The sequence below is a fragment of the Enterobacter cloacae complex sp. SHL001 genome (assembly GCF_049236825.1).
GTDB classification, from domain to species: domain Bacteria; phylum Pseudomonadota; class Gammaproteobacteria; order Enterobacterales; family Enterobacteriaceae; genus Enterobacter; species Enterobacter hormaechei_C.
In genome coordinates, this window is the sequence record NZ_JBMKIP010000007.1 from 106,017 (window position 1) to 129,062 (window position 23,046).

Genomic DNA, 23,046 nt, shown 5'->3' on the forward strand with positions numbered 1-23,046 from the left:
TTATGCCTCACCAAGGTATGCGCGGATCACGTCCGGGTTGTTGCGGATCTCTTCCGGCGTGCCGTTCGCCAGCGGCGTGCCCTGGTTTACCACGTAGATACGGTCCGAAATGCCCATCACCAGCTTCATGTCATGCTCAATCAGCAGAATGGTGGTGTCGTGATGATCGCGCAGCTCGGCAATCAGCTCGTCCAGCTCTTTGGTCTCTTTCGGATTGAGACCTGCCGCTGGTTCGTCGAGCATCAGGATCTCCGGCTGGGTCACCATGCAGCGCACGATCTCAAGGCGACGCTGATCCCCGTAAGCGAGGTTGCTCGCCTGACGGTTAGCGTGCTGGAGCAGGCCGATACGGTCGAGCCAGGTCGCGGCGCGGTCGAGCGCCTCCTCCTGCGTGCGGCGAAAGGCCGGGGTTTTCAGCAGGCCGGAGAACAGCCCGGTTTTCAGCTGCTGATGCTGTGCCACCAGCAGGTTCTCAATCACCGTCATCTCGCGGAACAGACGCACGTGCTGGAAGGTACGCACCACGCCCATGCGGGCAATCTGCTGGCCCGGCAGCCCTTCAAGGTGCTGGTCGCGCAGCATGATGGTGCCGCCCGTCGGCTTGTAGAAGCCGGTCAAACAGTTAAAGACCGTGGTTTTTCCCGCGCCGTTCGGGCCAATCAGGGAGACAATCTCTTTCTTGTGCAGATCCAGATTCACATTGTTGACCGCCAGCAGGCCGCCAAAGCGCATCATCAGGCCGTTAACGGATAATAAAGGCTTCATGCCTGCTCTCCTTTCGCCTGTGTGCGTTTCAGCTTCAGCTGTGGACGGGTCATCGGCAGCAGACCCTGCGGACGCCAGATCATCATCAGCACCATCAAACCACCCAGCATTAACATGCTGTATTCGTTAAAGTCGCGCATCAGCTCGCGGGAGACCACCAGCAGGATAGCCGCGAGGATCACGGCGAACTGCGAGCCCATTCCACCGAGCACCACAATCGCCAGCACAAAGGCGGATTCGGCAAAGGTGAACGATTCAGGGCTGACGAAGCCCTGACGTGCGGCAAACAGCGTCCCGGCGAAACCGGCAAACGCGGCGCTGATGGTAAATGCGGTCAGCTTGATGCGGGTCGGGTTCAGGCCCAGGGAGCGGCAGGCGATCTCATCTTCGCGCAGCGCTTCCCACGCGCGGCCCAGCGGCATGCGCAGCAGACGGTTGATCACAAACAGGGTAATCACCACCAGCAGCAGCGCCACCAGATAGAGCCAGATCACGCGGTCGGACGGATCGTACTTGATGCCAAAGAAATTGCTGAAGGTATCCCAGCCGCCTTCACGGGCGGTACGGCTGAACTCCAGGCCGAAGAAGGTCGGTTTCGGGATCTGGCTGATGCCGTTCGGACCGCCGGTCACTTCGGTATTGTTGAGCAGCAGAATACGGACGATTTCGCCGAAGCCTAAGGTCACAATCGCCAGATAGTCACCGCGCAGGCGCAGCACCGGGAAGCCGAGCAGGAAGCCCGCCGCGGCAGAGACCAGCCCCGCCAGCGGCAGACAGGTCCAGAAGCCGAGGCCGTAATAGTGGTTCAGCAGCGCGAAGGTGTACGCGCCGATGGCGTAGAACCCGCCGTAGCCCAGCACCAGCAGGCCAGACAGCCCCACCACCACGTTCAGACCCAGCCCCAGAATCACGTAGATCATGGTCAGGGTGGCAATATCCACCGTCCCGCGCGAGACCATAAACGGCCACGCCACGGCAGCCACCAGCAGCGCCACCAGGAACAGCTTCTGTTTCACCGTTGTACCGTCGATCGCCGGCAGGACGAATTTCGGCCCGGAGACGTTTTTCAGCGTCTTCTGGAACAGCGGACGCAACAGCTGGAACAAGAACACCACCGCGGTGCCGATAAACACCCACTGCCAGCGGATGTCGGGAGCGGTATCCACCACCAGCTTCGTGCCGTCCAGTCCTAACTGGACGCCCATAAAGACGCCCGCCAGGACGAAGAACATGGCGGCAGAGAGCAGCGCCATCGCAAAATGCATCGGTTTCATACTTTCTCTACCTCCGGACGGCCCAGAATACCGGTAGGCATTACCAGCAGAACCAGAATCAGCAGGGCAAACGACACCACATCTTTATATTCGGTGCTCAGGTACGCCGAGGAGAGCGCTTCGGCCACGCCCAGGATCAGGCCGCCGATCATCGCGCCCGGAATGCTGCCGATGCCGCCCAGTACCGCCGCGGTGAAGGCTTTCATCCCGGCCATAAAGCCGATGTACGGGTTGATTACGCCGTAGAACTGGCCGAGCAACACGCCAGCCACCGCCGCCATCGCTGCGCCGATCACGAAGGTCAGGGCAATCACGCGGTCGGTGTTAATCCCGAGCAGGCTCGCCATCTTCAGATCTTCCGCGCAGGCGCGGCAGGCGCGTCCCATGCGGGAGTAGCGGATGAACAGGGTCAGGGCCAGCATGGCAATAAAGGTCACAACCCAGATAACCAGCTGCATGGTGGTGATGGTGGCAGAGAAGTTTTCGCTGGCCCCTACAATCCACTGGCCGTTAAACAGGCTTGGCAGCGCCACGTCGCGTGAACCTTCGGTCAGGCTGACGTAGTTTTGCAGGAAAATGGACATACCGATGGCGGAGATCAGCGCGATCAGGCGTTTGGAGCTGCGCACCGGCCGGTAGGCCACCCGTTCAATACTCCAGCCGTAGGCGCTGGCGATCACAATCGCGCCGACAAACCCGGCGGCCACCAGCAGCCAGCTGCTGTCGATGCCCATCATCATCAGCGCGGCGATAATCATAAAGGAGACGTAGCTACCGATCATGTACACCTCGCCGTGGGCGAAGTTGATCATGCCGATAATGCCGTAAACCATCGTGTAGCCGATGGCGATCAGCGCGTAGGTGCTTCCCAGCGTGACGCCGTTAAACATCTGCTGCAAGAAGTAGAGAAACTGCTCGGACATAAGAAAACCTTTTTATACCCGCCCGGTGAGCCGGGCGGTGGGATGATTATTTGGCGACCGAGGAAGACCCGTCGGCGTGCCACTTAAAGACACCAAACTCAAATCCCTTCAGATCGCCTTTCTCATCCCAGTTCAGCGGCCCAATCACGGTGTTCGCCCCGTGTGCTTTTAAATCTTTCACCAGATCCAGCGGCTCTTTACTGCCGGTACGGTCCAGCGCGGTGGCCAGAGACTGCACGGCCGCGTAGGTGATCCAGACGTACGGACCGCTCGGATCTTTCTTCTGCGCCTTGAGCGCATCCACGATAGCCTTATTCGCCGGATCCTGGTCATAGCGTTTTGGCATCGTCACCAGCATGCCTTCGGCAGAATCGCCCGCGATGTTGGACAGGGAGGCATTACCGACGCCCTCTGGCCCCATAAACTGGGTTTTCAGGCCGGTGGCGCGCGCCTGGCGCAGCATCAGCCCCATTTCCGGGTAGTAGCCGCCGTAATAAACGAAGTCGATATTCTCTTTTTGCAGGCGGGCGATCAGCGCGGAGAAGTCTTTCTCACCAGCGGTAATGCCGTCGAAGAAGACGATGTTTGCGCCGCCTTTTTTCAGGCCATCCTGCACGGAACGCGCCAGGCCTTCGCCGTACTGCTGCTTATCATGAATGATGGCGATACGCTGCGGCTTAACGGTTTCGAGGATGTATTTGGCGGCGGTTGGCCCCTGAGAGGAGTCCAGACCGGCGGTACGCATGATGTGCTGGTAGCCGCGCTGGGTCAGTTCCGGGTTGGTGGCACCCGGGGTGATCATCAGAATGCCTTCGTCTTCGTAGATATCAGACGCAGGCTGCGTGGAGGAGGAACACAGGTGCCCGATGACGAACTGGATACCGTCGTTAACGATTTTGTTGGCGACCGCGACGGCCTGTTTAGGATCGCAGGCGTCGTCATACTCCACGCCTACCAGCTTGTCGCCTTTGATGCCGCCTTTGGCGTTGATATCTTTGATGGCCTGACGCGCGCCGTTGAACTCCATGTCACCCCACTGGGCAACAGGGCCGGACATCGCCCCCACTACCGCAACTTTAATGTCGTCTGCCATAGCGGCATGCGAGATCGACAGTGCGACCATCCCCGCGATTAACGTCTTCGCGTTCCTTTTCATCTCTGAATCCCCATTCGTGATGTCATGTTTATATTTTGTTTTATTATGGTTAAAAAGCATTCTGTACTTTTTATGAACAACGCTATTTTTACCAGTGCCTTTAATGGTTTAGCGCAGTTTTTTGTCAAAAACCAGACTAAAATCTCTATTTTTCAGGCGATTAAGCAAAGATAATATTCTGAAATCAGTCGGAGATAAACAAATAAAAGCGCGGTTTGCAGCATAAAATAACGGTACAAAGCGCCGAATAAATCACTGCCCTTCAGGTTAAAATTCTGCTTATTTTTCGATCCATGTGTTTTCAAACTGCCCATCGCGCTGCCAAAAAACTAATCACCTGGTAAATGGGAAGAAAAAGAGAAAGCGCCTGAGCAAATAAATTGAGTACACTGGCCCTACTCTTTTTGATTTGGACAAGCAGCTAATGAAACTGACTATCGTGCGTCTGGTGACCTTTAGCGACCAGGATCGTATCGACCTGGGCAAGATCTGGCCGGAATATTCCCCTTCATCGCTGGCCGTCGATGAAAACCACCGCATCTATGCCGCGCGTTTTAATGAACGTCTGCTGGCCGCCGTCCGCGTAACGCTGAGCGGCACGGAAGGGGCGCTGGACTCCCTGCGCGTGCGCGACGTGACCCGTCGTCGCGGGGTCGGGCAGTATTTGATTGAAGAGGTGATCCGCGAAAACCCGAGCGTAACCTCCTGGTGGATGGCCGACGTGGGCGTAGAGGATCGCGGCGTGATGGCGGCGTTTATGCAGGCGTTAGGGTTTACGGCGCAGGCGAACGGGTGGGAGAAGCGCTAAAAGAAAGCCGGGTGGCGGCTGCGAGGTGCTCATTGTAGGCCCGGTAAGCGAAGCGCCACCGGGCAAAAGAGGGCTGAGCGGGCTGATGCCCTCACCCCGACCCTCTCCCACGGGGCTGAGGGTTCCCCACAAAATAATACCTGCACAGACGGCCCCCTCTCCCTTGAGGGAGAGGGCTGGGGTGAGGGGGAACATACGGCTCTGGTGGTCATTCCGTTCACTTTATGTTCCTTGCTACTCTGTCACGACATGACCGGTGAACGTGCCAGGGTGGCTCAGTCGCCACCACCCTGGCGACCCGGGCTTCCGGCGGTAAATCGCCGCTTCGCGGTGCCTTCGGCATATTCCTTCCGGCTTATCGGGGACGGGCGGAGGTAACATCCCTGTAAAGCCCGCCCTCTCGGCGCATCCCTGCGCCTCGCCCCGGCCTACAGGAAACGCCTCAGCGATTTACAGCCGGACCGAGGCATCGCTGAAAGCCCTCAGTTATTCTGAGGCAACGTTATCGCTTTTGCTTTCAAATTACTGGGGATCCCTCAGCCCACGGGGAGAGGGAGAAAACATTAAAAAAGGCAACTTGCGTTGCCTTTTTACGTTTATTTTGCGTCAGTCGCCGTGCCGTTGGCATGCCAGTCAAACACGCCGAACTCGAAGCCCTTCAAATCGCCCTTCTCATCCCAGGACAGCGGCCCCATCACGGTTTCCACCGAGTTCGCTTTCAGCCAGGTGGCAATCTCCGCCGGATCGGCTGACTGGTTCAGGCCCGCTTGCAGAGACTGCAACGCTGCGTAGGTGGTCCAGACGAACGCACCACTTGGATCCTGTTTCTTCGCCTTGATGGCATCGACAACAGGTTTGTTCGCAGGCACCTGGTCGTAGTTCTTCGGTTTGGTCACCAGCAGCCCTTCAGCGGATTCACCCGCGATATTAGACAGGGAAACGTTCGCGACACCTTCTGGCCCCATGAACTGCGTCTTCAGACCCGCCGCACGCGCCTGGCGCAGGATCTGCCCCATTTCCGGGTGGTAGCCGCCGTAGTAAACGAAATCGATATTTTCTTTCTTCAGACGCGCGACCAGGGTCGAGAAGTCTTTCTCACCGGCGGTGATACCGTCAAAGAACACCACGTTGGCGTTCGCTTTTTTCAGGTTATCCTGCACCGCACGGGCCAGGCCTTCGCCGTACTGCTGTTTGTCATGAACAATCGCGATGCGCTGCGGCTTCACTTTTTCCACGATGTATTTCGCGGCGGTTGGCCCCTGATCGGAGTCCAGACCGGTGGTACGCAGGATCAGCTTATAGCCGCGCGCGGTCAGCTCTGGCGCCGTCGCGGCCGGCGTGATCATCAGAATGCCTTCGTCTTCGTAGATGTCAGACGCGGGCTGGGTGGAAGAGGAGCACAGGTGACCGATAACGTATTTGATCCCGTCGTTTACCACTTTGTTCGCCACCGCGACCGCCTGTTTCGGGTCACAGGCATCGTCATATTTTACGATTTGCAGCTTTTCGCCCTTGATGCCGCCCTTAGCATTAATGTCTGCAACCGCCTGTTCCGCGCCGGTAAATTCCTGGTCGCCGTACTGTGCTACCGGACCGGACATCGCGCCCACCACGGCCACTTTAATATCGGCCTGCGCCATAGTGCTGAATGCCAACGCGATACATCCTGCCAGTAACGCTTTACCCTTCATGTTCATCCTGAGATTCCCCATTATTATGGTTATAACGATTGTTGTGATGTTGTTGTGTAGCGCTTTATTTCAGTTATAGGCGTGCTGCTCGCGCTTTTTCAGCATACTCTGCTAAAACATACCCCATTTTTATGATTTTGGAATAGCTAATTTGAAATGAAAATATGATAAGCCCGACCGTTATTTCAGCCGGGCTTTTGGCTTTATCGTGTCAGCGAGGCGGAAATAATATCCAGCGCTTTACGGAACTGCGCTTCGGGGATGGTGAGCGGGTAGAGGAAGCGAATAACGTTGCCGTAAACGCCGCAGCTCAAAAGCAGCAGCCCTTCGTTCAACGCGCGCTCCTGAACCTGACGGGTAAATTCCGGCGACGGCTGTCCGGTTTGCGGATCGGTAAATTCCACCGCCACCATCGAGCCCTGCCCACGGATATCGGCGATATACGGACAGCCATCCTTCGCTTTATTCAGCACCTCGACCAGATGATGCCCGAGATGCGCCGCGCGGGTGCAGAGATCGTCCTCGTCAATCACATCCAGCACCGCATGGGCCGCCGCAATCGCCAGCGGGTTACCCGCGTAGGTTCCGCCCAGACCGCCCGGGGCGGGCGCATCCATCACCTCCGCCCGGCCAGAGACGGCAGAGAGCGGCATCCCGCCCGCCAGGCTTTTCGCCATGGTGATCAGATCGGGCTTCACGCAGTGGTTTTCCATGGAGAACAGCTTGCCGGTACGGGCGAAGCCGGTTTGCACTTCGTCGGCAATCAGTAAAATCCCGTGGGTATCGCACAGGGCACGCAGCGCCTGCATAAAATCAGCGGGCGCGACGTTGAACCCGCCCTCGCCCTGAACCGGTTCAATAATGATTGCCGCCACCTGATCGGGCGCGATATCGGCTTTGAAGATGCGCTCCAGGCTTTTTAGCGCTTCGGCGGTACTAACCCCGTGCAGGCTGTTGGGGAATTGCGCGTGGTACACCGAGCCGGGGAACGGGCCGAAGCCGAGCTTATAGGGCGCCACTTTGCCGGTCATCGCCATGGTCATAAAGGTACGGCCGTGGAACGCGCCGCCGAAGGTGATAAGGCCGGGACGTCTGGTGTACGCGCGGGCGATTTTCACCGCGTTTTCGACCGCTTCCGCCCCCGTTGAGAAGAAGGCGGTTTTGGCTGGCCCCTCTATGGGTACGCGCTGGTTGATGCGCTCGGCAAGCGCCACATAACCTTCATAGGGGACGATTTGATAAGCGGTATGGGTAAAGGCGTGAAGCTGTTTTTCGATGGCGGCGATAACTTTAGGATGGCGATGCCCGGTATTCAGCACGGCGATCCCGGCGGCAAAATCAATATACTCGTTACCTTCCACGTCCCACACCGTGGCGTTTTCGGCTTTATCGGCATAGAAGTTACACATGACGCCGATACCGCGCGGCGTCGCCTGTAAACGCCGGTCGTTCAGTTCGTTATTTTTCACCCTGTCACCCTCTGAAAGTCGCCTGCTTAGCGCATCAGTAAGTGTTTGCCAGGGGGAAGAAATTCGCCAGAGCGGGCGCTAAAAAAACAAAACCCCCGAATTTGCATTCGAGGGTTCTCGGTGTACTTCGCGGAAATTACGCTTCGATAGCGGCGCGAAGTTTTTTCATGGCGTTTTTCTCAAGCTGACGCACACGTTCAGCGGAGACGCCGTAGCGGTCGGCCAGTTCCTGCAACGTGGACTTGTTATCTTCGTCCAGCCAGCGGGCACGAATAATATCCTGGCTACGCTCGTCGAGGCCTTCCATCGCGAAGGTCAGCTTGTTCGCCGCCTGGTCTTCCCAGTTATCCTCTTCAATGCCGTCAGCAAAGTTAGAGGTTTTATCCTGTAGATACAGAACCGGGGCCATCGGCTGGCTGTCGGACGCGTCATCGTCGGCAGACATATCAAACGTCATGTCCTGCGCGGCCATACGGGATTCCATCTCGCGGACGTCTTTGCTGGAAACGCCCAGCTCGCGCGCCACCATTTCCACTTCATCCTGATTGAACCAGCCCAGACGCTGCTTGGTTTTACGCAGGTTGAAGAACAGTTTGCGCTGCGCTTTCGTCGTGGCGACTTTCACAATACGCCAGTTACGCAGGACGTATTCGTGAATTTCCGCTTTGATCCAGTGCACGGCGAAGGAGACGAGTCGCACACCCACTTCCGGGTTAAAGCGACGTACCGCCTTCATCAGGCCAATGTTACCCTCCTGAATCAGGTCCGCCTGCGGCAGGCCGTAGCCCGCATAATTACGAGCAACGTGAACAACAAAGCGCAGGTGAGACAGGATCAGCGTTTTAGCTGCTTCCAGATCGCCCTGGTAATGCAGCTTTTCAGCAAGCTCCTTTTCTTCCTCAGCCGTTAACATCGGCCAGGTGTTCGCAGCCCGGATGTAAGATTCCAGGTTACCAACAGGGGCTAAAGCTAAAGTTTGCATTTCTTTGGTCATTCATTCCTCTCAATGTTTCTTCTGGTCCAGGTTGTCCCCGTCAGGCAACAACCATGCCAAAGCGTTTGAGCAACGAGATTAGCATTCACTCTTTTATCAGACAGTGATTTTATCCACAAGTTCCAGGTGCAACAGTGAATAAATTACGCACAAAATGTGACATGAAGATGATTACAGGGGAAGTGACAACAGGGACGCTTTCCCTGCAAGCGAACATCTCGGTGCAGGGAAAGATTATATCACGCTTTTATTAGTCGGGAGTAAAGTGGCGTAAATGTTGAACCGTTGCCAGCCATGCCGCCACCCAGCCGATCATGGAGCACACCAGCAGCAACAGCAGGCACTCATCGAACCCTAAGCCACTGATATCAAACTTAGTTCCGAAAACCTGCGCCACTTCAGTCACGGCAGACGACAGCCGCATCACCAAAATTTCTGACAATATCAATGAAAGAAATGCACCAGAAAAACCTAATAACGCGCCGCCGTAAAGGAACGGGCGGAGGATGAAACCATCCGTTGCGCCAATCAGTTTCTGCACGTTGATGGTATCGCGACGGGCGAAGATGCTCAGGCGCACGCTATTACCGATGACGAGGAACACCGCCGCCACCATCAGCACGCCGATCATCGCCGACACGCGTCCTACCAGCCCGGTCAGGGCGGCAAGACGGGCAAACCAGCTGTCGTCCATGCGCACTTCATCAATCCCGTTAATGCGGGTAATGCGGTCGCGCAGGGTGTTGAGCGAATCCGTGCCCTGGAAATCGAGTTTCGGGATCACCACCGCCACCGCGGGCAGCGGGTTCTCTTCAAGCATATCCAGCGCGCCGCCGAATCCGGACCAGTTGCGGAACTCACCCAGCGCTTCATCGCGGGAAAGATAGTTCACCTTCTCCACGCCCTGCTCGGCCTGAATCTGCCCCACCACCTGAGCCGCCGCGTTATCGTCGAGGGCTTTATCCAGATAAACGGTGATCTGCGGCGACGGATAGTACTGGGACGCCGCCTGGTTTACGTTTTTGTAAACCATGTAGCAGACGCTGGGCAGCGTCAGGGAGATGGCAATCACCATCACCGTCAGGAACGTCGCCAGCGGTTTGCTTTTCAGATCCTGCAACGCGCCCTGGAAGGCGTACCGCACCTGCTCGTTAAAGACGTTGGTTTTGCGGGAGTTCGGTTTCGGTGCCGCTTTGGCACGCTTAGGCGCATTGCGATTGCCGTCCCCGCCGCCCTGAGGCTTGCGGAAACGGTCAAACCGGTTGCTGAACTGCCGAATCTGGTTCATTGCATCACGCTTATTCACCGTGGCCTCCGTGCAAATGCCCGTCGCTCAGGGTCAGCATGCGGTACGAACGGCGGGAGATCAGCCCCATGTCGTGCGTCGCCATCAGTACCGTGACCCCCACGCGGTTAAATTCCTCAAACAGACGCAGGATCCCTTCAGAGAGGGCATCGTCCAGGTTACCGGTCGGTTCATCCGCCAGCAAAACGGCAGGCTTGTTCACTACCGCGCGGGCGATACCCACGCGCTGCTGCTCACCGCCGGAGAGCTGGATCGGGAAGTTCTTCGCTTTGTCCAGCAGCCCGACCTTATCCAGCGCCGCCGAAACACGACGGCGGATATCATCGTAACTGGCGCCAGCAATAATCAGCGGGATCGCGACGTTATCGAAAACCGTGCGATCCATCAGCAGGTGGTGATCCTGGAAAATCATGCCAATCTGACGACGCAGGAACGGCACTTCACGGTTCTTAAGACGGCTAATTTCATGGCCGCTGAACCAGATTTTCCCGGCGCTTGGCCGCTCGATCCCACAGATCAGCTTGAGCAGGGTACTTTTCCCCGCGCCGGAATGGCCGGTCAGGAATGCCATCTCGCCTGGCTGGAGGTGGAATGTCACCCCCTGTAGCGCTTGTCTCCCGCCGAGATAGGCCTTGCTGACGTGTTCAAAGCGAATCATTGTTAGTCCTCTCGGGCAAATAGTGCCTCAATAAAGTCGTCCGCTTTAAACGGACGTAAATCCTCAATACGCTCGCCCACACCGATGTAACGGATAGGAATGCCGAACTGGTCGGCCACGGAGAAGATCACCCCGCCTTTCGCGGTCCCGTCCAGCTTGGTCAGCGCGATCCCGGTCAGTCCTACCGCTTCATGGAACAGTTTCGCCTGGCTGATGGCGTTCTGTCCGGTGCTGGCGTCGATAGTCAGCATAATTTCATGCGGTGCATCTTCGTCCAGCTTCTTCATGACGCGAACGATTTTCTTCAGCTCTTCCATCAGGTGCGATTTGTTCTGCAAACGCCCTGCGGTATCCGCAATCAGCACGTCCACGTTACGCGACTTCGCCGCCTGGATGGCATCGAAAATCACGGACGCGGAATCCGCGCCGGTGTGCTGAGCAATAACCGGAATATTGTTGCGCTGGCCCCACACCTGAAGCTGTTCCACCGCTGCCGCACGGAAGGTATCGCCCGCCGCCAGCATCACCGATTTGCCCTGCTGCTCAAACTGGCGCGCCAGCTTGCCGATGGTGGTGGTTTTGCCCACGCCGTTGACGCCAACCATCAGGATAACAAACGGCATTTTGCCTTCAATATTAAGCGGTTCGTCAACTTTTGCGAGAATTTCACCCATCTCGTCTTTCAGCAGGCCGTACAGCGCCTCGGCGTCACGCAGCTGTTTGCGGCTCGCCCCTTCGGTCAGGTTGGCGATGATCTTCCGGGTGGTTTCCACACCCACGTCCGCAATCAGCAGCTGCTCTTCCAGCTCCTCAAACAGATCGTCGTCGATCTTTTTGCCGCGGAACAGACTGATAAATCCGGAACCTAAATTTTCTTTGGTTTTGAGCAGGCTGCGCTTCAGGCGCGCGAAGAAACCTTCTTTAGTCGGTTTTTCTTGCTCCTGAACGATCTCTTCTTCGGCCTGCGCTTCCACCGGCACGACGATGACCGCTTCTTCAGCCGCTTCCGCCGCCAGCGCCTGGGCTTCCAGCTCTTCGTCGGTCAGCTCTGGCTCAAGGGCCGCTTCTTCTTCCACCGCCTCAACAATTTCAACGGTTTCCGCTTCGGCCTGCCACTCTTCGGCAGAAACCTCTTCAGCTTTCACCTCTTCCGGCAGCGGCAGCTCTTCGTGTTCGATAGTGGCCTGCGGCGCTTCGTTAAGGGTTTCAACGATAACCGGCTCTGGTTTTTCGCTCTCCTGAACCTGTTCAGTAACCTCAACCACCTCTTCGGCAAAGGATTCAATCTCTTCTTTGCTGTGGGCTGGCTCTTCCGCTTCGACAACCGCAGCGGTTTCGACAGGCGTTTCAGGCTGTGACGGCTCTTCTACAACCTGCTGTTCTTCGGTTTTCTGTTCTGTTTCTTGCTCTTTTTCACCGAAACCCAACCAGGAAAAGAAGCCACGTTTTTTTTGTTTTGCCATCTGCGACTACACTCCTCGCGGCGCTATATACAGGGAAGCTAAAAAAATGATGAAATAGTCTAACACTTTACTTAATTGACATCACCGCCCGCAATCGCAGGGCAATGGTTAACAGAGCTTTCCTGAGATGAAGAAACCCACCCGCGCCCCGGCCGGTCAAATTCGCATTATCGGCGGTCAGTGGCGAGGCCGGAAATTACCGGTGCCGGACAGCCCCGGTTTACGCCCCACCACGGACCGCGTTCGCGAGACGCTGTTTAACTGGCTCGCCCCGTCTATGGTAGACGCCAACTGCCTGGACTGCTTCGCCGGAAGCGGTGCATTGGGGCTGGAAGCGCTGTCGCGTTATGCCGCCAGCGCCACGCTGCTGGAGATGGAGCGCGGCGTCGCGCAGACGTTGCAGCAAAATCTGGCTACGCTGAAGGCAACCAACGCGAAAGTGGTGAATACCAACACGCTGAGCTTCCTCGCCCAACAGGGGACGCCGTTCAACGTGGTGTTTGTTGACCCGCCGTTCCGTAAAGGGCTGCTGGAAGAGACATTATCGTTGCTGGAAAAAAATGGCTGGCTGGCAGACGACGCGCTGATTTACGTTGAAAGCGAAGTGGAAAATGGCCTGCCGCCCGTTCCCGTTCACTGGGATCTGCACCGCGAGAAGGTCGCCGGCCAGGTGGCTTATCGTCTGTATCACCGTCAGGCACAAGGAGGATCCGATGCCAGTACTGATTAACGTAGGGCGCGTGCTGATGCTGGGCGTCTGGGCATTTTTGATTTTGAATCTGGTGCACCCGTTCCCGCGTCCGCTGAATATCTTTATTAACGTGGCGCTGATTTTTACCGCTTTCATGCATGCCTTGCAGATGGTGATGCTGAAAAACGGTCTGCCGAAAGATGGCCCACCGATGACCGGCTGGCAGCAGCTGCGGGTGTTTATTTTCGGCGTGTTTGAGCTGCTGGTGTGGATGAAGAAGTTTAAGGCGCTGGTGAAGAAGTAGGCCCCTCACCCTAACCCTCTCCCAAGGGGAGAGGGGACGATTACACCCTCTCCCCTTGGGAGAGGGCCGGGGTGAGGGGAAAACTACAGCTCCGGTTCAAATCCTTCAAACCGCGACCCTTTGTAACTCAGCGTGCCTTTCTCCCCCACCGTCAGCTGGTGGTACTGCTGCGCCTCCAGGCGGAAGGTCATCTCCAGCCCGCCGGTTTCCGGCTTAAAGCTCGCTTCATAGCGCATCGTTGTGCCCGCTGGCGTCACCTGCTGCTGGCGGGAGCGGCGGTCGTTAAGCGGCTTCTCACGCTTGTTCGTCACCACCACGCGCTTTTGCATCAGCGGCGCGGCGTCATTGTCGGCCTTCTCACGGCGCTGCTGCACGAAGCGAAACGAGGCGGCAATGACGATAATCGCCACCACGATAATGAAAAACAGCGGCATCTTGCTCATTGAAAAATCCCATCAGATTATGCGGAATTCAGGATACCTCGCCTGCCCCGGCATTGCCAAACGCCCGCTCGCGTCACTACACTGGATCAGGAACTGATCATTCAGCCTCAACAGTTACAGGGAGTTAATATGCTTTGGTCATTTATCGCTGTCTGTTTTTCCGCATGGCTTTACGTCGATGCGTCTTACCGTGGCCCAGCCTGGCAGCGCTGGTTGTTTAAACCCGTCACGCTATTACTCCTGCTGTTGCTTGCCTGGCAGGCCCCGATGTTTAACGCCGTTAGCTATCTTGTCCTCGCGGGGCTGTGTGCTTCCCTGATTGGCGATGCCTTAACCCTGCTGCCGCGCCAGCGCCTGCTGTACGCCGTGGGGGCGTTCTTCCTGTCGCATCTGCTCTATACCATCTACTTTGCCAGCCAGATGACGCTCTCCTTCTTCTGGCCGCTGCCGCTGGTGCTGCTGGTGATTGGCGCCCTGCTGATCGCGGTGATCTGGTCGCGTCTGGAAGAGATGCGTCTCCCGGTCTGTACGTTTATCGCCATGACGCTGGTGATGGTGTGGCTGGCGGGCGAGCTGTGGTTCTTCCGTCCGACCGCTCCGGCAATGTCTGCGTTCTTCGGTGCCGCACTGTTGTTGTTGGGTAATATCGTCTGGCTGGGCAGCCACTATCGCCGCCGCTTCCGTGCGGATAATGCGATTTCCGCCGCCTGTTACTTTGCCGGACACTTCCTGATTGTGCGTTCGCTGTATATCTAAATAACGCTTGACTCTGGAGTCGACTCCAGAGTGTATGCTGCGGTTAATGAGAAAATTATCATTACCGGAGACTGCCATGTCGACTCCAGAAATACCTAAAAAAGTTCCCCAATTCTCGGCACTTAAGCTCAGCCCGGTTCCGCCAAAAGAGGACTGCTGCTGCGAGGGGGCGTGCGAAACCCGGACCGAAGCGCTGCCTGAAAACGGCAATCACTACAGCTGGGTGGTCAACGGCATGGACTGCGCGGCCTGCGCCCGCAAAGTGGAAAATGCGGTGAAGCAGGTGCCGGGTGTGAACCACGTTCAGGTGCTGTTCGCTACCGAAAAGCTGCTGGTCAGCGCCGAAAACGACGTCAGCAGACAGGTTGAAGCCGCCGTCAGCAAAGCGGGTTATACCCTGCGCAGCGAAACGGCGCCCGCAGAAAAAACGTCCCCGCTAAAAGAAAATCTGCCGCTCATTACCCTCATCATCATGATGGCCCTGAGCTGGGGGCTGGAGCAAATCAACCACCCGTTCGGCAACCTGGCGTTTATCGCCACCACGCTGGTTGGCCTGTTCCCGATTGCGCGTCAGGCGCTGCGTCTGATGAGAAGCGGCAGCTGCTTTGCCATCGAAACGCTGATGAGCGTGGCGGCTATCGGGGCGCTATTTATTGGCGCGACGGCGGAAGCGGCGATGGTGCTGCTGCTGTTCTTAATTGGCGAACGCCTTGAGGGCTGGGCGGCGAGCCGGGCGCGTAAAGGGGTGAGCGCGCTGATGGCGCTGAAGCCGGAAACCGCCACGCGGGTTATTCGTGGTCAACGTGAAACGGTCGCCATCAATACCCTGCGCCCGGGCGACGTAATTGAAGTGCCCGCAGGCGGACGTCTGCCAGCCGATGGGGCCCTCATTACCGCCACCGCGAGCTTTGACGAAAGCGCCCTGACCGGGGAATCCATCCCGGTAGCGCGCGCGGCAGGTGAGAAGGTGCCTGCGGGCGCCACCAGCGTCGACCGACTGGTGCTGCTGACGGTCCTTTCCGAACCGGGCGACAGCGCCATCGACCGCATCCTCAGGCTGATAGAAGAAGCCGAGGAGCGCCGCGCGCCGGTAGAACGCTTTATCGATCGCTTCAGCCGGATTTACACCCCCGCCATCATGCTGGTGGCGCTGCTGGTCACCGTCGTGCCGCCGCTGTTCTTCGGTGCGCCGTGGGAGGGCTGGATTTACAAAGGGCTGACGCTGCTGCTGATCGGCTGTCCGTGTGCGCTGGTGATCTCCACCCCGGCGGCGATTACCTCAGGGCTGGCGGCGGCGGCACGTCGCGGGGCGCTGATTAAGGGCGGCGCGGCGCTGGAACAGCTGAGCCAGGTTCAGCACATCGCCTTCGATAAAACCGGCACGCTGACCGTCGGCAAGCCGCAGGTGACCGGCGTGTATCCGCAGGACATCAGTGAAGACGCCCTGCTGACGCTGGCCGCTGCCGTGGAGCAGGGCTCCACCCACCCTCTGGCGCAGGCGATTGTGCGTGAAGCGAAGGGGCGCGGGCTGACCATCCCTCCGGCAACCGCCCAGCGAGCGCTGGTCGGGTCAGGGATTGAGGCTGTGGTCGAAGGCAAAAAAGTGTTGATCGCCGCGGCAGGCGCGTTCCCGAATCCACAGGTTGAGACATTAGAGCAGGCCGGGCAGACGGTCGTTGCCGTGATGCAGGACGGTGTACCGATGGGCATGCTGGCGCTGCGCGACACCCTGCGTGACGATGCGAAAGACGCCGTCGACGCGCTGCACAGGCTGGGGGTACAGGGCGTGATCCTGACCGGTGATAACCCGCGTGCGGCGGCGGCGATTGCCGGCGAGCTGGGGCTGGAGTTTAAGGCCGGATTGTTGCCTGCGGATAAAGTCAGCGCGGTAACCGAGCTGAACGGTCATGCCCCGCTGGCGATGGTCGGGGACGGGATAAACGACGCCCCGGCAATGAAGGCTTCCACCATCGGCATTGCGATGGGCAGCGGCACCGACGTGGCGCTGGAGACCGCCGACGCGGCGCTGACGCACAACCGCCTGACCGGGCTGGCGCAGATGATAGATCTTGCGCGGGCGACGCGGGCTAATATTCGGCAGAACATCGGCATTGCGCTGGGTCTGAAGGGGATTTTCCTGGTCACCACGCTGCTCGGTATGACCGGACTGTGGCTGGCGGTACTGGCGGATACGGGGGCGACGGTGCTGGTTACGGCGAACGCGTTGCGGCTGTTGCGCCGTCGGTAAAAATGCCCGGTGGCGGCTACGCCTTACCGGGCCTACAACATCTCCGAACCGTAACCGTAGGCCGGGTAAGGCGTAGCCGCCACCCGGCATAAAACGGCGTCACTGCATCCCTAGCACCCCCGGCAACCACAATGATATCGCCGGGATGTACGTCACCATCCCCAGCACCACCAGCAACATACCGTAAAACGGCAGCATCGCCCGCACCACGTGCTCGATCTTCTGCTTACTCACCGCGCTCGCCACGAACAGCACCGACCCGACCGGCGGCGTGATCAGCCCAATCCCCAGGTTCACCATCATGATCATTCCGAAATGCACCGGATCGATCCCCAGCGAGTTGGTCACCGGCAGCAGTACCGGGGTCAGGATCAGGATGATCGGCGCCATGTCCATTAGCGTGCCAATCAACAGCAGCATGATATTGAGGTACATGAGGATCACGTATTTGTTATCGGAGAGCGACGTGAAGAATTCGGTGATGCGCATCGGCAGCTGCATGTAGGTCATTACCGCGCCAAACGCCGCGGCAAAGCCAATCAAAATCATCACGATGGTGACGGTTTTCACCGTGCGACACATTAGCTTCGGCAGTTCATTCCACTTGTAATCGCGGTAAATGAACATGGTGACGAAGAACGCCCACAGGCAGGCCACGGCGGCAGATTCGGTCGCCGTGAATATCCCGGACAAGATCCCGCCGAGGATAATCACCACCGTCATCAGCCCCCACAGAGCATCGAGCATGATTTTCAGCGCCTGCCTGAACGGGATTTTGTCCCCCTTCGGATAGCCGCGCTTGCGGGCGAAGCACAGGCAGAGCACCATCAGGCTCACGCCCAGCAGCAGGCCCGGCAGCACGCCCGCGATAAACAGCGTGGCGATGGAAACCGTTCCCCCTGCCGCCAGGGAGTAAATCACCGAGTTGTGGCTGGGCGGGATCAGGATCGCCTGCACCGACCCGCTGGCCGTCACCGCCGCCGCGTATTCGCGCGGATAGCCCTTCTTCTCCATCTCCGGGATCATCACGCTGCCGATAGACGCCGTATCCGCCACCGACGAGCCGGAAATCGCGCCGAAGAACGTTGATGCCACGATGTTCACCAGCGACAGCCCGCCGCGAATAAAGCCGACAAAAACGTACGCGAAGTTGACCAGCCGTCGGGCAATGCCCCCTTCCGCCATGATCGCCCCGGCAAGAATGAAGAACGGGATCGCCAGCAGGGTAAATTTATTCACCCCGCTGGTGATCTGGATCATCAGCGCCTCCAGCGGCAGGTCAATCCACAGCGCGCCCGCCACGGCGCTTAAGCCGACGGCGAAGGCCACCGGCATCCCCAGCGCCAGCAAAATGGCGAGGGTGAATAACAAAACAAACGCATCCATTGTTCACCCCTTAACTGTGATTGCCGATCAGCACGACCGGACGGTTTTCCTGCGAGCCAAACAGCAGGCGTTCAAGCACAAACAGGATCAAAATGGCCGATCCGACAGGTAGCGGCAGATAGCTTTCGCCGGAGGTCAGAAGCGGAAACTCCGCCACCGGCTGCTCCCACAGCTCGACGCACAGCCAGTAGCTGTACCAGCACATCAGGCCTGAAATCAGCAGCATCAGCAGATCCACCATCCGCGCGCACACTCTTTGCAGCGACGCGGGCAGGCGGTCGGTGAGCATGTTGACCGCAATATGCGACCCGGCGCGGTAGCTCACCGCCGCGCCGATAAAGGTAAACGTCACCATGCAGATAATGGCGATCGGCTCCGGCCAGGATTCGCCGCGATTAAGCACGTAGCGTGAAAAAATGCCGATGGGGATGACAATCGTCATCACCAACAGCGAAATACCCGCCACCGCCATGGCGAACAGATACAGACGGTCCATCCACTTCAGGTAGAGTTCGGACATACGTACTCCGGTTTACTGGACGTCAGCGATGGCTTTCATCAGATCCTGATGCTTATCGCCATACTGCGCGCGCACCGGCTCTGTCGCCTTGATAAACACCGTTTTATCGATGTCGTGGAACTGCACCCCGCCGGCCTTCATTTTCGCCAGCGCCTGGTCGTTATACGCATTCCACAGCTTGCGCTGCTCGAACTGCGCTTCGCGGGCCAGCGCCAGGATCTTTTGCTGTTCGTCAGCGCTGAGCTTGTCCCATTTCACTTTGGAATAGAGCAGCATTTCCGGGGTGATGAAGTGGCCGCTCAGCGTGTAGTTTTTGGCGACCGGCATATAGTTGTGGGCGATAAAGGTTGGCGGGTTGTTCTCCGCGCCGTCGATCACCCCGGTCTGCATGCCGCTGTAAACCTCGCTGACGCCCATCGCCACCGAGTTCGCCCCCATCGCTTTCAGCGTGGCCAGCGCCACCGGGCTGCCCTGCACGCGGATTTTCTTCCCTTTCAGATCGTCCGGTTTGACGATCGGCTCTTTGGTGATCAGGTTACGGGTGCCGGAATCCATCCAGCCAAGGAAGACCAGACGCGATTTCGGGTTGGCGGTGAGTTTGTCGCCGATCTGCTTGCCGATATCCCCGTCGATCACCTTGTGCATGTGGTCTTCATCGCGGAATACGTAGGGCAGCGTAAACACTTCGATATCCGGCAGAATGGCAGCCACCGGCGCCATGGAGACGCGGATCATGTCGATCGCCCCCATCTGCGCCTGCTCAATCATCTGCTTTTCATCCCCCAGCACGCCGCCGGGGAAGACCTTAATCTCCAGCTTGCCATCGGTTTGTTGTTTGAGTTTTTCACCCATGTGCTGAACCGCCACCACGTTCGGGTAGCCTTCGGGATGCACATCGGCGGCTTTGATGGTCTGGGCAGAAACGGAGCAGGCAAAAGCAGACAGGCACAGCGCGGCCAGTAACGGCTTGAGGGTCGTTTTCATTGAGTCAACTCCAGGGTAGTGAGATAAGCGTTAAAACGATGTTTTAGTTTTTGACGCTTAAAAATTAGACTACGGCTGGAAAAGGGAGGGTGAAGCGCCTCACAAAAGCGCGAAATTTTGAAACGATGGTTCGAAATTGTGATGAGTACTTGTCGGGTGGCGGCTGCGCCTTACCCGACCTACTACACCCGTAGGCCCGTGCAAGCGAAGCGCCGCCGGGCATCAGGCCGCACTTACCCCTTACGAATCAAATACCGGTACGGCAAGGTCTCGGTTTGCTGCGCCACCAGTTCATGTTCCATAAAGGTACAAAAGCCGGGGATATCACGGGTGGTAGCCGGGTCATCGGCGACGATCAGCAGCGTTTCGCCACTCTGCATGTTACGGACGGTTTTACGCACCATCATTACCGGCTCCGGGCAACGGAGGCCCTGAGCATCAAGCGTATGGTCTGGGCTGGAAAACAGGTCGGTCATTTTCTTCTCGTTCAGGTAAAAACGGCTGTAGTTTACGCCCCGCTATCGCCAATGCAAACCAGGTTAACGATTGCGTGAAAATTAGCCATTGCAAAGTGTCGTCAAAGCAGTATCATGCGGCGGCTTTATTGGGTTCCCTCACCCCAAATATTAATCAAAAAGGTACAATATGAACTCCTTTACACAATCGCAGCGCGTCAAGGCGTTGTTCTGGCTTTCGCTATTTCATCTGCTGGTGATCATCTCCAGTAACTATCTGGTACAGCTCCCCATCTCCATTTTTGGTTTCCATACCACCTGGGGCGCGTTCAGTTTCCCGTTTATTTTCCTCGCGACGGATTTAACCGTGCGTATTTTTGGCGCACCGCTGGCGCGGCGGATTATTTTTGCGGTGATGATCCCGGCACTGTTTGTCTCCTACGCCATCTCCTCGCTGTTTTACATGGGCAGCTGGCAGGGCTTCGAAGCGCTGACGCACTTCAACCTGTTCGTCGCGCGTATTGCCACCGCCAGCTTTATGGCTTATGCCCTGGGGCAGATCCTCGATGTCCACGTGTTTAACCGCCTGCGTCAAAACCATCGCTGGTGGATGGCACCAACGGCCTCCACGCTGTTCGGTAACGTGAGCGATACGCTGGCCTTCTTCTTCATCGCCTTCTGGCGCAGCCCGGACGCCTTCATGGCAGAACACTGGATGGAAATCGCTCTGGTGGACTACGCCTTTAAAGTGCTTATCAGCCTGGTCTTCTTCCTGCCGATGTACGGCGTACTGTTGAATATGCTGCTGAAAAGGCTGGCAGATAAATCTGAAATCTCCGCATTGCAGGCAGGTTAAGGGTTCGCTTTATCAGTTGTGATAAGATGAACGAATGAGCCGTTATGGCCGTTTATCGAAAGGAAGAAGTCAATGCGCAATCTGGTTAAATATGTCGGGATTGGCCTGCTGGTTGTTGGCCTTGCAGCCTGTGATAACAGCGACACCAAAACGCCTGCTCAGGGCGCGTCAGCAGAAAGCAACGCCACCGGTCAGCCGGTGAGCCTGATGGATGGCAAACTCAGTTTCTCTCTGCCTGCGGACATGACCGACCAGAGCGGTAAGCTGGGTACTCAGGCGAACAATATGCACGTCTATTCCGATGCCACCGGCCAAAAAGCGGTGATTGTGATCGTCGGTGACGATACCAGCGAAGATCTTGGCGTGCTGGCTAAACGCCTGGAAGATCAGCAGCGCAGCCGCGACCCGCAGCTTCAGGTGGTCACCAACAAGTCTGTTGAACTGAAAGGCCACACGCTGCAACAGCTGGACAGCATCATCTCTGCCAAAGGCCAGACCGCCTACTCCTCCGTGGTGCTCGGCAAGGTGGACAATAAACTGCTGACCATGCAGATCACCCTGCCGGCAGACAATCAGCAGAAAGCACAGACCGCCGCTGAAAACATCATTAACACCCTCGTGATCCAGTAATCGTTCACCAGGATGCCGTGGCCTCCGTCGCTTGCGCCGGGGGCCATTTTTTTGCCACGACTTTCAGACTAACACGCCAGACGAAGCCCATCCGGCGCACTACAATTAACACGCCCCCCGGAAAAAGGAATTCTTATGACTGCCAGCCCGCCCGACAAAGCCGGACTTCATATTTTATTAAAACTTGCCTGCCTGGTGGTTATCCTTGCGGGTATCCACGCGGCGGCGGATATCATTGTTCAGCTTCTGCTGGCGCTGTTTTTCGCCATTGTGCTCAACCCGCTGGTGACATGGTTTTTACGCCGGGGCATCAGCCGCCCGGTCGCGATTACCATTGTGGTGATGGTGATGCTGGTTGTCCTGACGGCGCTGTTCGGCGTGCTCGCCGCCTCGCTGAGCGAATTTTCCACCATGCTGCCGCAGTACAATAAAGAGCTGACGCGCAAGCTGGTCGATCTTCAGCGCATGTTGCCGTTCGTGAATCTGCATATCTCACCGGAACGGATGCTGCGTCGGATGGATTCCGAGAAGGTGATGACCTACGCCACCACGTTGATGACCGGGCTTTCCGGGGCAATGGCCAGCATTCTGCTGCTGGTGATGACGGTGGTGTTTATGCTGTTCGAAGTGCGCCACGTGCCGTATAAACTGCGTTTTGCCCTGAACAATCCTCAGATCCACATTGCCGGCTTGCACCGTGCGCTGAAGGGCGTATCCAAATATCTGGCGCTGAAAACGCTGTTAAGCCTGTGGACCGGCGTGATCGTCTGGCTGGGGCTGGTACTGCTGGACGTGCAGTTCGCGCTGATGTGGGGCGTGCTGGCCTTTTTACTAAACTACGTACCCAATATCGGCGCGGTGCTTTCCGCCGTTCCGCCGATGATCCAGGCGTTCCTGTTTAACGGTTTTTATGAGTGCATGCTGGTAGGGGCGCTGTTCCTTGTCGTGCATATGGTGCTGGGTAACATTCTCGAGCCGCGCATGATGGGCCATCGTCTGGGCATGTCGACGATGGTGGTGTTTTTATCGTTACTGATCTGGGGATGGCTGCTGGGTCCGGTGGGCATGCTGCTCTCCGTGCCGCTCACCAGCGTCTGTAAAATCTGGATGGAAACCACGAAAGGAGGCAGTAAACTCGCCATTCTTCTGGGTCCGGGTCGGCCAAAAAGCCGTTTGCCGGGATAACCGGGTGGAAAGGGTCAAAAGTGACGTTTATTCGCCAGCGCGACGACAACATTGTACGATGTGCGCAGCAAATCGCGCTGG

At 57.5% G+C, this 23,046-nt stretch carries 23 protein-coding genes; 8 read left to right on the forward strand and 15 right to left on the reverse strand.

What is annotated here, in order from left to right:
* The 4 genes from livG to livK are packed head-to-tail and all read right to left on the reverse strand — an operon-like array spanning position 1 to position 4,118.
* The gene (livG, locus tag ACOTYH_RS18175; RefSeq protein WP_003861544.1) at positions 1–765 is read right to left on the reverse strand and encodes a high-affinity branched-chain amino acid ABC transporter ATP-binding protein LivG; all 765 of its coding nucleotides are present in this window, start codon (positions 763–765) and stop codon (positions 1–3) included.
* Positions 762–2,039: a high-affinity branched-chain amino acid ABC transporter permease LivM gene (locus ACOTYH_RS18180; RefSeq protein WP_003861542.1), complete on the reverse strand. Its 1,278-nt coding sequence runs from the start codon at positions 2,037–2,039 to the stop codon at positions 762–764. Before ACOTYH_RS18180 ends, livG begins: the two co-directional genes overlap by 4 nt.
* Positions 2,036–2,962: a high-affinity branched-chain amino acid ABC transporter permease LivH gene (livH, locus tag ACOTYH_RS18185; protein WP_015571470.1), complete on the reverse strand. Its 927-nt coding sequence runs from the start codon at positions 2,960–2,962 to the stop codon at positions 2,036–2,038. The genes ACOTYH_RS18180 and livH overlap by 4 nt, the downstream gene beginning before the upstream one ends.
* A gap of 46 nt (positions 2,963–3,008) precedes the next feature.
* A complete protein-coding gene (gene livK / locus ACOTYH_RS18190; RefSeq protein WP_421637857.1) occupies positions 3,009–4,118 on the reverse strand; it encodes a high-affinity branched-chain amino acid ABC transporter substrate-binding protein LivK in 1,110 nt (369 codons plus the stop codon).
* A gap of 424 nt (positions 4,119–4,542) precedes the next feature.
* Between livK and panM the strand changes: the two genes are divergently transcribed.
* On the forward strand, positions 4,543–4,926 hold the full coding sequence (panM, locus tag ACOTYH_RS18195; protein ID WP_015571473.1) for an aspartate 1-decarboxylase autocleavage activator PanM: 384 nt from the start codon (positions 4,543–4,545) through the stop codon (positions 4,924–4,926).
* Between the two features lie 596 nt (positions 4,927–5,522).
* On the opposite strand, the gene livJ is transcribed toward panM, so the two are convergent.
* From livJ to ftsY, 6 genes are all read right to left on the reverse strand, one after another.
* The gene (gene livJ / locus ACOTYH_RS18200; RefSeq protein WP_015571474.1) at positions 5,523–6,623 is read right to left on the reverse strand and encodes a branched chain amino acid ABC transporter substrate-binding protein LivJ; all 1,101 of its coding nucleotides are present in this window, start codon (positions 6,621–6,623) and stop codon (positions 5,523–5,525) included.
* A 197-nt stretch (positions 6,624–6,820) separates the two neighbouring features.
* A complete protein-coding gene (locus ACOTYH_RS18205) occupies positions 6,821–8,086 on the reverse strand; it encodes a 4-aminobutyrate--2-oxoglutarate transaminase (protein ID WP_017384127.1) in 1,266 nt (421 codons plus the stop codon).
* A 136-nt stretch (positions 8,087–8,222) separates the two neighbouring features.
* A complete protein-coding gene (gene rpoH / locus ACOTYH_RS18210) occupies positions 8,223–9,080 on the reverse strand; it encodes an RNA polymerase sigma factor RpoH (RefSeq protein WP_000159624.1) in 858 nt (285 codons plus the stop codon).
* Positions 9,081–9,330: 250 nt separating this feature from the next.
* Positions 9,331–10,386, reverse strand: coding sequence for a permease-like cell division protein FtsX (gene ftsX, locus ACOTYH_RS18215; protein ID WP_017384126.1), 1,056 nt, complete (start codon positions 10,384–10,386; stop codon positions 9,331–9,333).
* Positions 10,379–11,044: a cell division ATP-binding protein FtsE gene (ftsE, locus tag ACOTYH_RS18220; RefSeq protein WP_006812284.1), complete on the reverse strand. Its 666-nt coding sequence runs from the start codon at positions 11,042–11,044 to the stop codon at positions 10,379–10,381. Before ftsE ends, ftsX begins: the two co-directional genes overlap by 8 nt.
* 2 nt (positions 11,045–11,046) lie before the next feature.
* On the reverse strand, positions 11,047–12,507 hold the full coding sequence (gene ftsY / locus ACOTYH_RS18225; RefSeq protein ID WP_015571476.1) for a signal recognition particle-docking protein FtsY: 1,461 nt from the start codon (positions 12,505–12,507) through the stop codon (positions 11,047–11,049).
* A 127-nt stretch (positions 12,508–12,634) separates the two neighbouring features.
* Between ftsY and rsmD the strand changes: the two genes are divergently transcribed.
* Together rsmD and ACOTYH_RS18235 are read left to right on the forward strand one after the other, a co-directional pair.
* Positions 12,635–13,237 (forward strand): 16S rRNA (guanine(966)-N(2))-methyltransferase, encoded by a 603-nt coding sequence (gene rsmD / locus ACOTYH_RS18230; protein WP_015571477.1) that lies wholly within the window; start codon positions 12,635–12,637, stop codon positions 13,235–13,237.
* Entirely contained in the window at positions 13,221–13,502 is a 282-nt protein-coding gene (locus tag ACOTYH_RS18235; protein WP_033488075.1) for a DUF1145 family protein, read from the forward strand. The genes rsmD and ACOTYH_RS18235 overlap by 17 nt, the downstream gene beginning before the upstream one ends.
* Positions 13,503–13,585: 83 nt before the next feature.
* Here the strand turns inward: ACOTYH_RS18235 and ACOTYH_RS18240 are convergent, their stop codons facing one another.
* A complete protein-coding gene (locus ACOTYH_RS18240; RefSeq protein ID WP_017384123.1) occupies positions 13,586–13,945 on the reverse strand; it encodes a DUF2500 domain-containing protein in 360 nt (119 codons plus the stop codon).
* A gap of 129 nt (positions 13,946–14,074) precedes the next feature.
* On the opposite strand from ACOTYH_RS18240, the gene ACOTYH_RS18245 reads away from it, so the two are divergent.
* Positions 14,075–14,701, forward strand: a complete 627-nt coding sequence (locus ACOTYH_RS18245) for a lysoplasmalogenase (RefSeq protein ID WP_003861515.1) — start codon at positions 14,075–14,077, stop codon at positions 14,699–14,701.
* A gap of 76 nt (positions 14,702–14,777) precedes the next feature.
* Positions 14,778–16,949, forward strand: coding sequence for a Zn(II)/Cd(II)/Pb(II) translocating P-type ATPase ZntA (gene zntA, locus ACOTYH_RS18250; RefSeq protein WP_421637858.1), 2,172 nt, complete (start codon positions 14,778–14,780; stop codon positions 16,947–16,949).
* Positions 16,950–17,048: 99 nt separating this feature from the next.
* On the opposite strand, the gene ACOTYH_RS18255 is transcribed toward zntA, so the two are convergent.
* From ACOTYH_RS18255 to tusA, 4 genes are all read right to left on the reverse strand, one after another.
* A complete protein-coding gene (locus tag ACOTYH_RS18255; protein ID WP_015571481.1) occupies positions 17,049–18,335 on the reverse strand; it encodes a TRAP transporter large permease in 1,287 nt (428 codons plus the stop codon).
* Positions 18,336–18,345: 10 nt separating this feature from the next.
* Positions 18,346–18,855 carry a TRAP transporter small permease gene (locus ACOTYH_RS18260; protein WP_015571482.1) on the reverse strand — a complete coding sequence of 170 codons (510 nt, stop codon included), beginning with the start codon at positions 18,853–18,855 and terminating at the stop codon, positions 18,346–18,348.
* 12 nt (positions 18,856–18,867) lie between these two features.
* The gene (locus tag ACOTYH_RS18265; protein WP_047056087.1) at positions 18,868–19,839 is read right to left on the reverse strand and encodes a TRAP transporter substrate-binding protein; all 972 of its coding nucleotides are present in this window, start codon (positions 19,837–19,839) and stop codon (positions 18,868–18,870) included.
* 233 nt (positions 19,840–20,072) lie between these two features.
* Positions 20,073–20,315 carry a sulfurtransferase TusA gene (tusA, locus tag ACOTYH_RS18270; protein WP_000130627.1) on the reverse strand — a complete coding sequence of 81 codons (243 nt, stop codon included), beginning with the start codon at positions 20,313–20,315 and terminating at the stop codon, positions 20,073–20,075.
* Positions 20,316–20,484: 169 nt separating this feature from the next.
* Between tusA and ACOTYH_RS18275 the strand changes: the two genes are divergently transcribed.
* The 3 genes from ACOTYH_RS18275 to ACOTYH_RS18285 all read left to right on the forward strand — a co-directional run bounded on the left by ACOTYH_RS18275 (position 20,485) and on the right by ACOTYH_RS18285 (position 22,965).
* Complete coding sequence (locus ACOTYH_RS18275; protein WP_003861274.1) at positions 20,485–21,150, forward strand: 7-cyano-7-deazaguanine/7-aminomethyl-7-deazaguanine transporter; 666 nt, start codon at positions 20,485–20,487, stop codon at positions 21,148–21,150.
* A 72-nt stretch (positions 21,151–21,222) separates the two neighbouring features.
* The gene (locus tag ACOTYH_RS18280; RefSeq protein WP_003861272.1) at positions 21,223–21,780 is read left to right on the forward strand and encodes a DcrB family lipoprotein; all 558 of its coding nucleotides are present in this window, start codon (positions 21,223–21,225) and stop codon (positions 21,778–21,780) included.
* Positions 21,781–21,915: 135 nt separating this feature from the next.
* A complete protein-coding gene (locus ACOTYH_RS18285; RefSeq protein WP_003861270.1) occupies positions 21,916–22,965 on the forward strand; it encodes an AI-2E family transporter in 1,050 nt (349 codons plus the stop codon).
* The last annotated feature ends 81 nt before the right edge of the window (positions 22,966–23,046 follow it).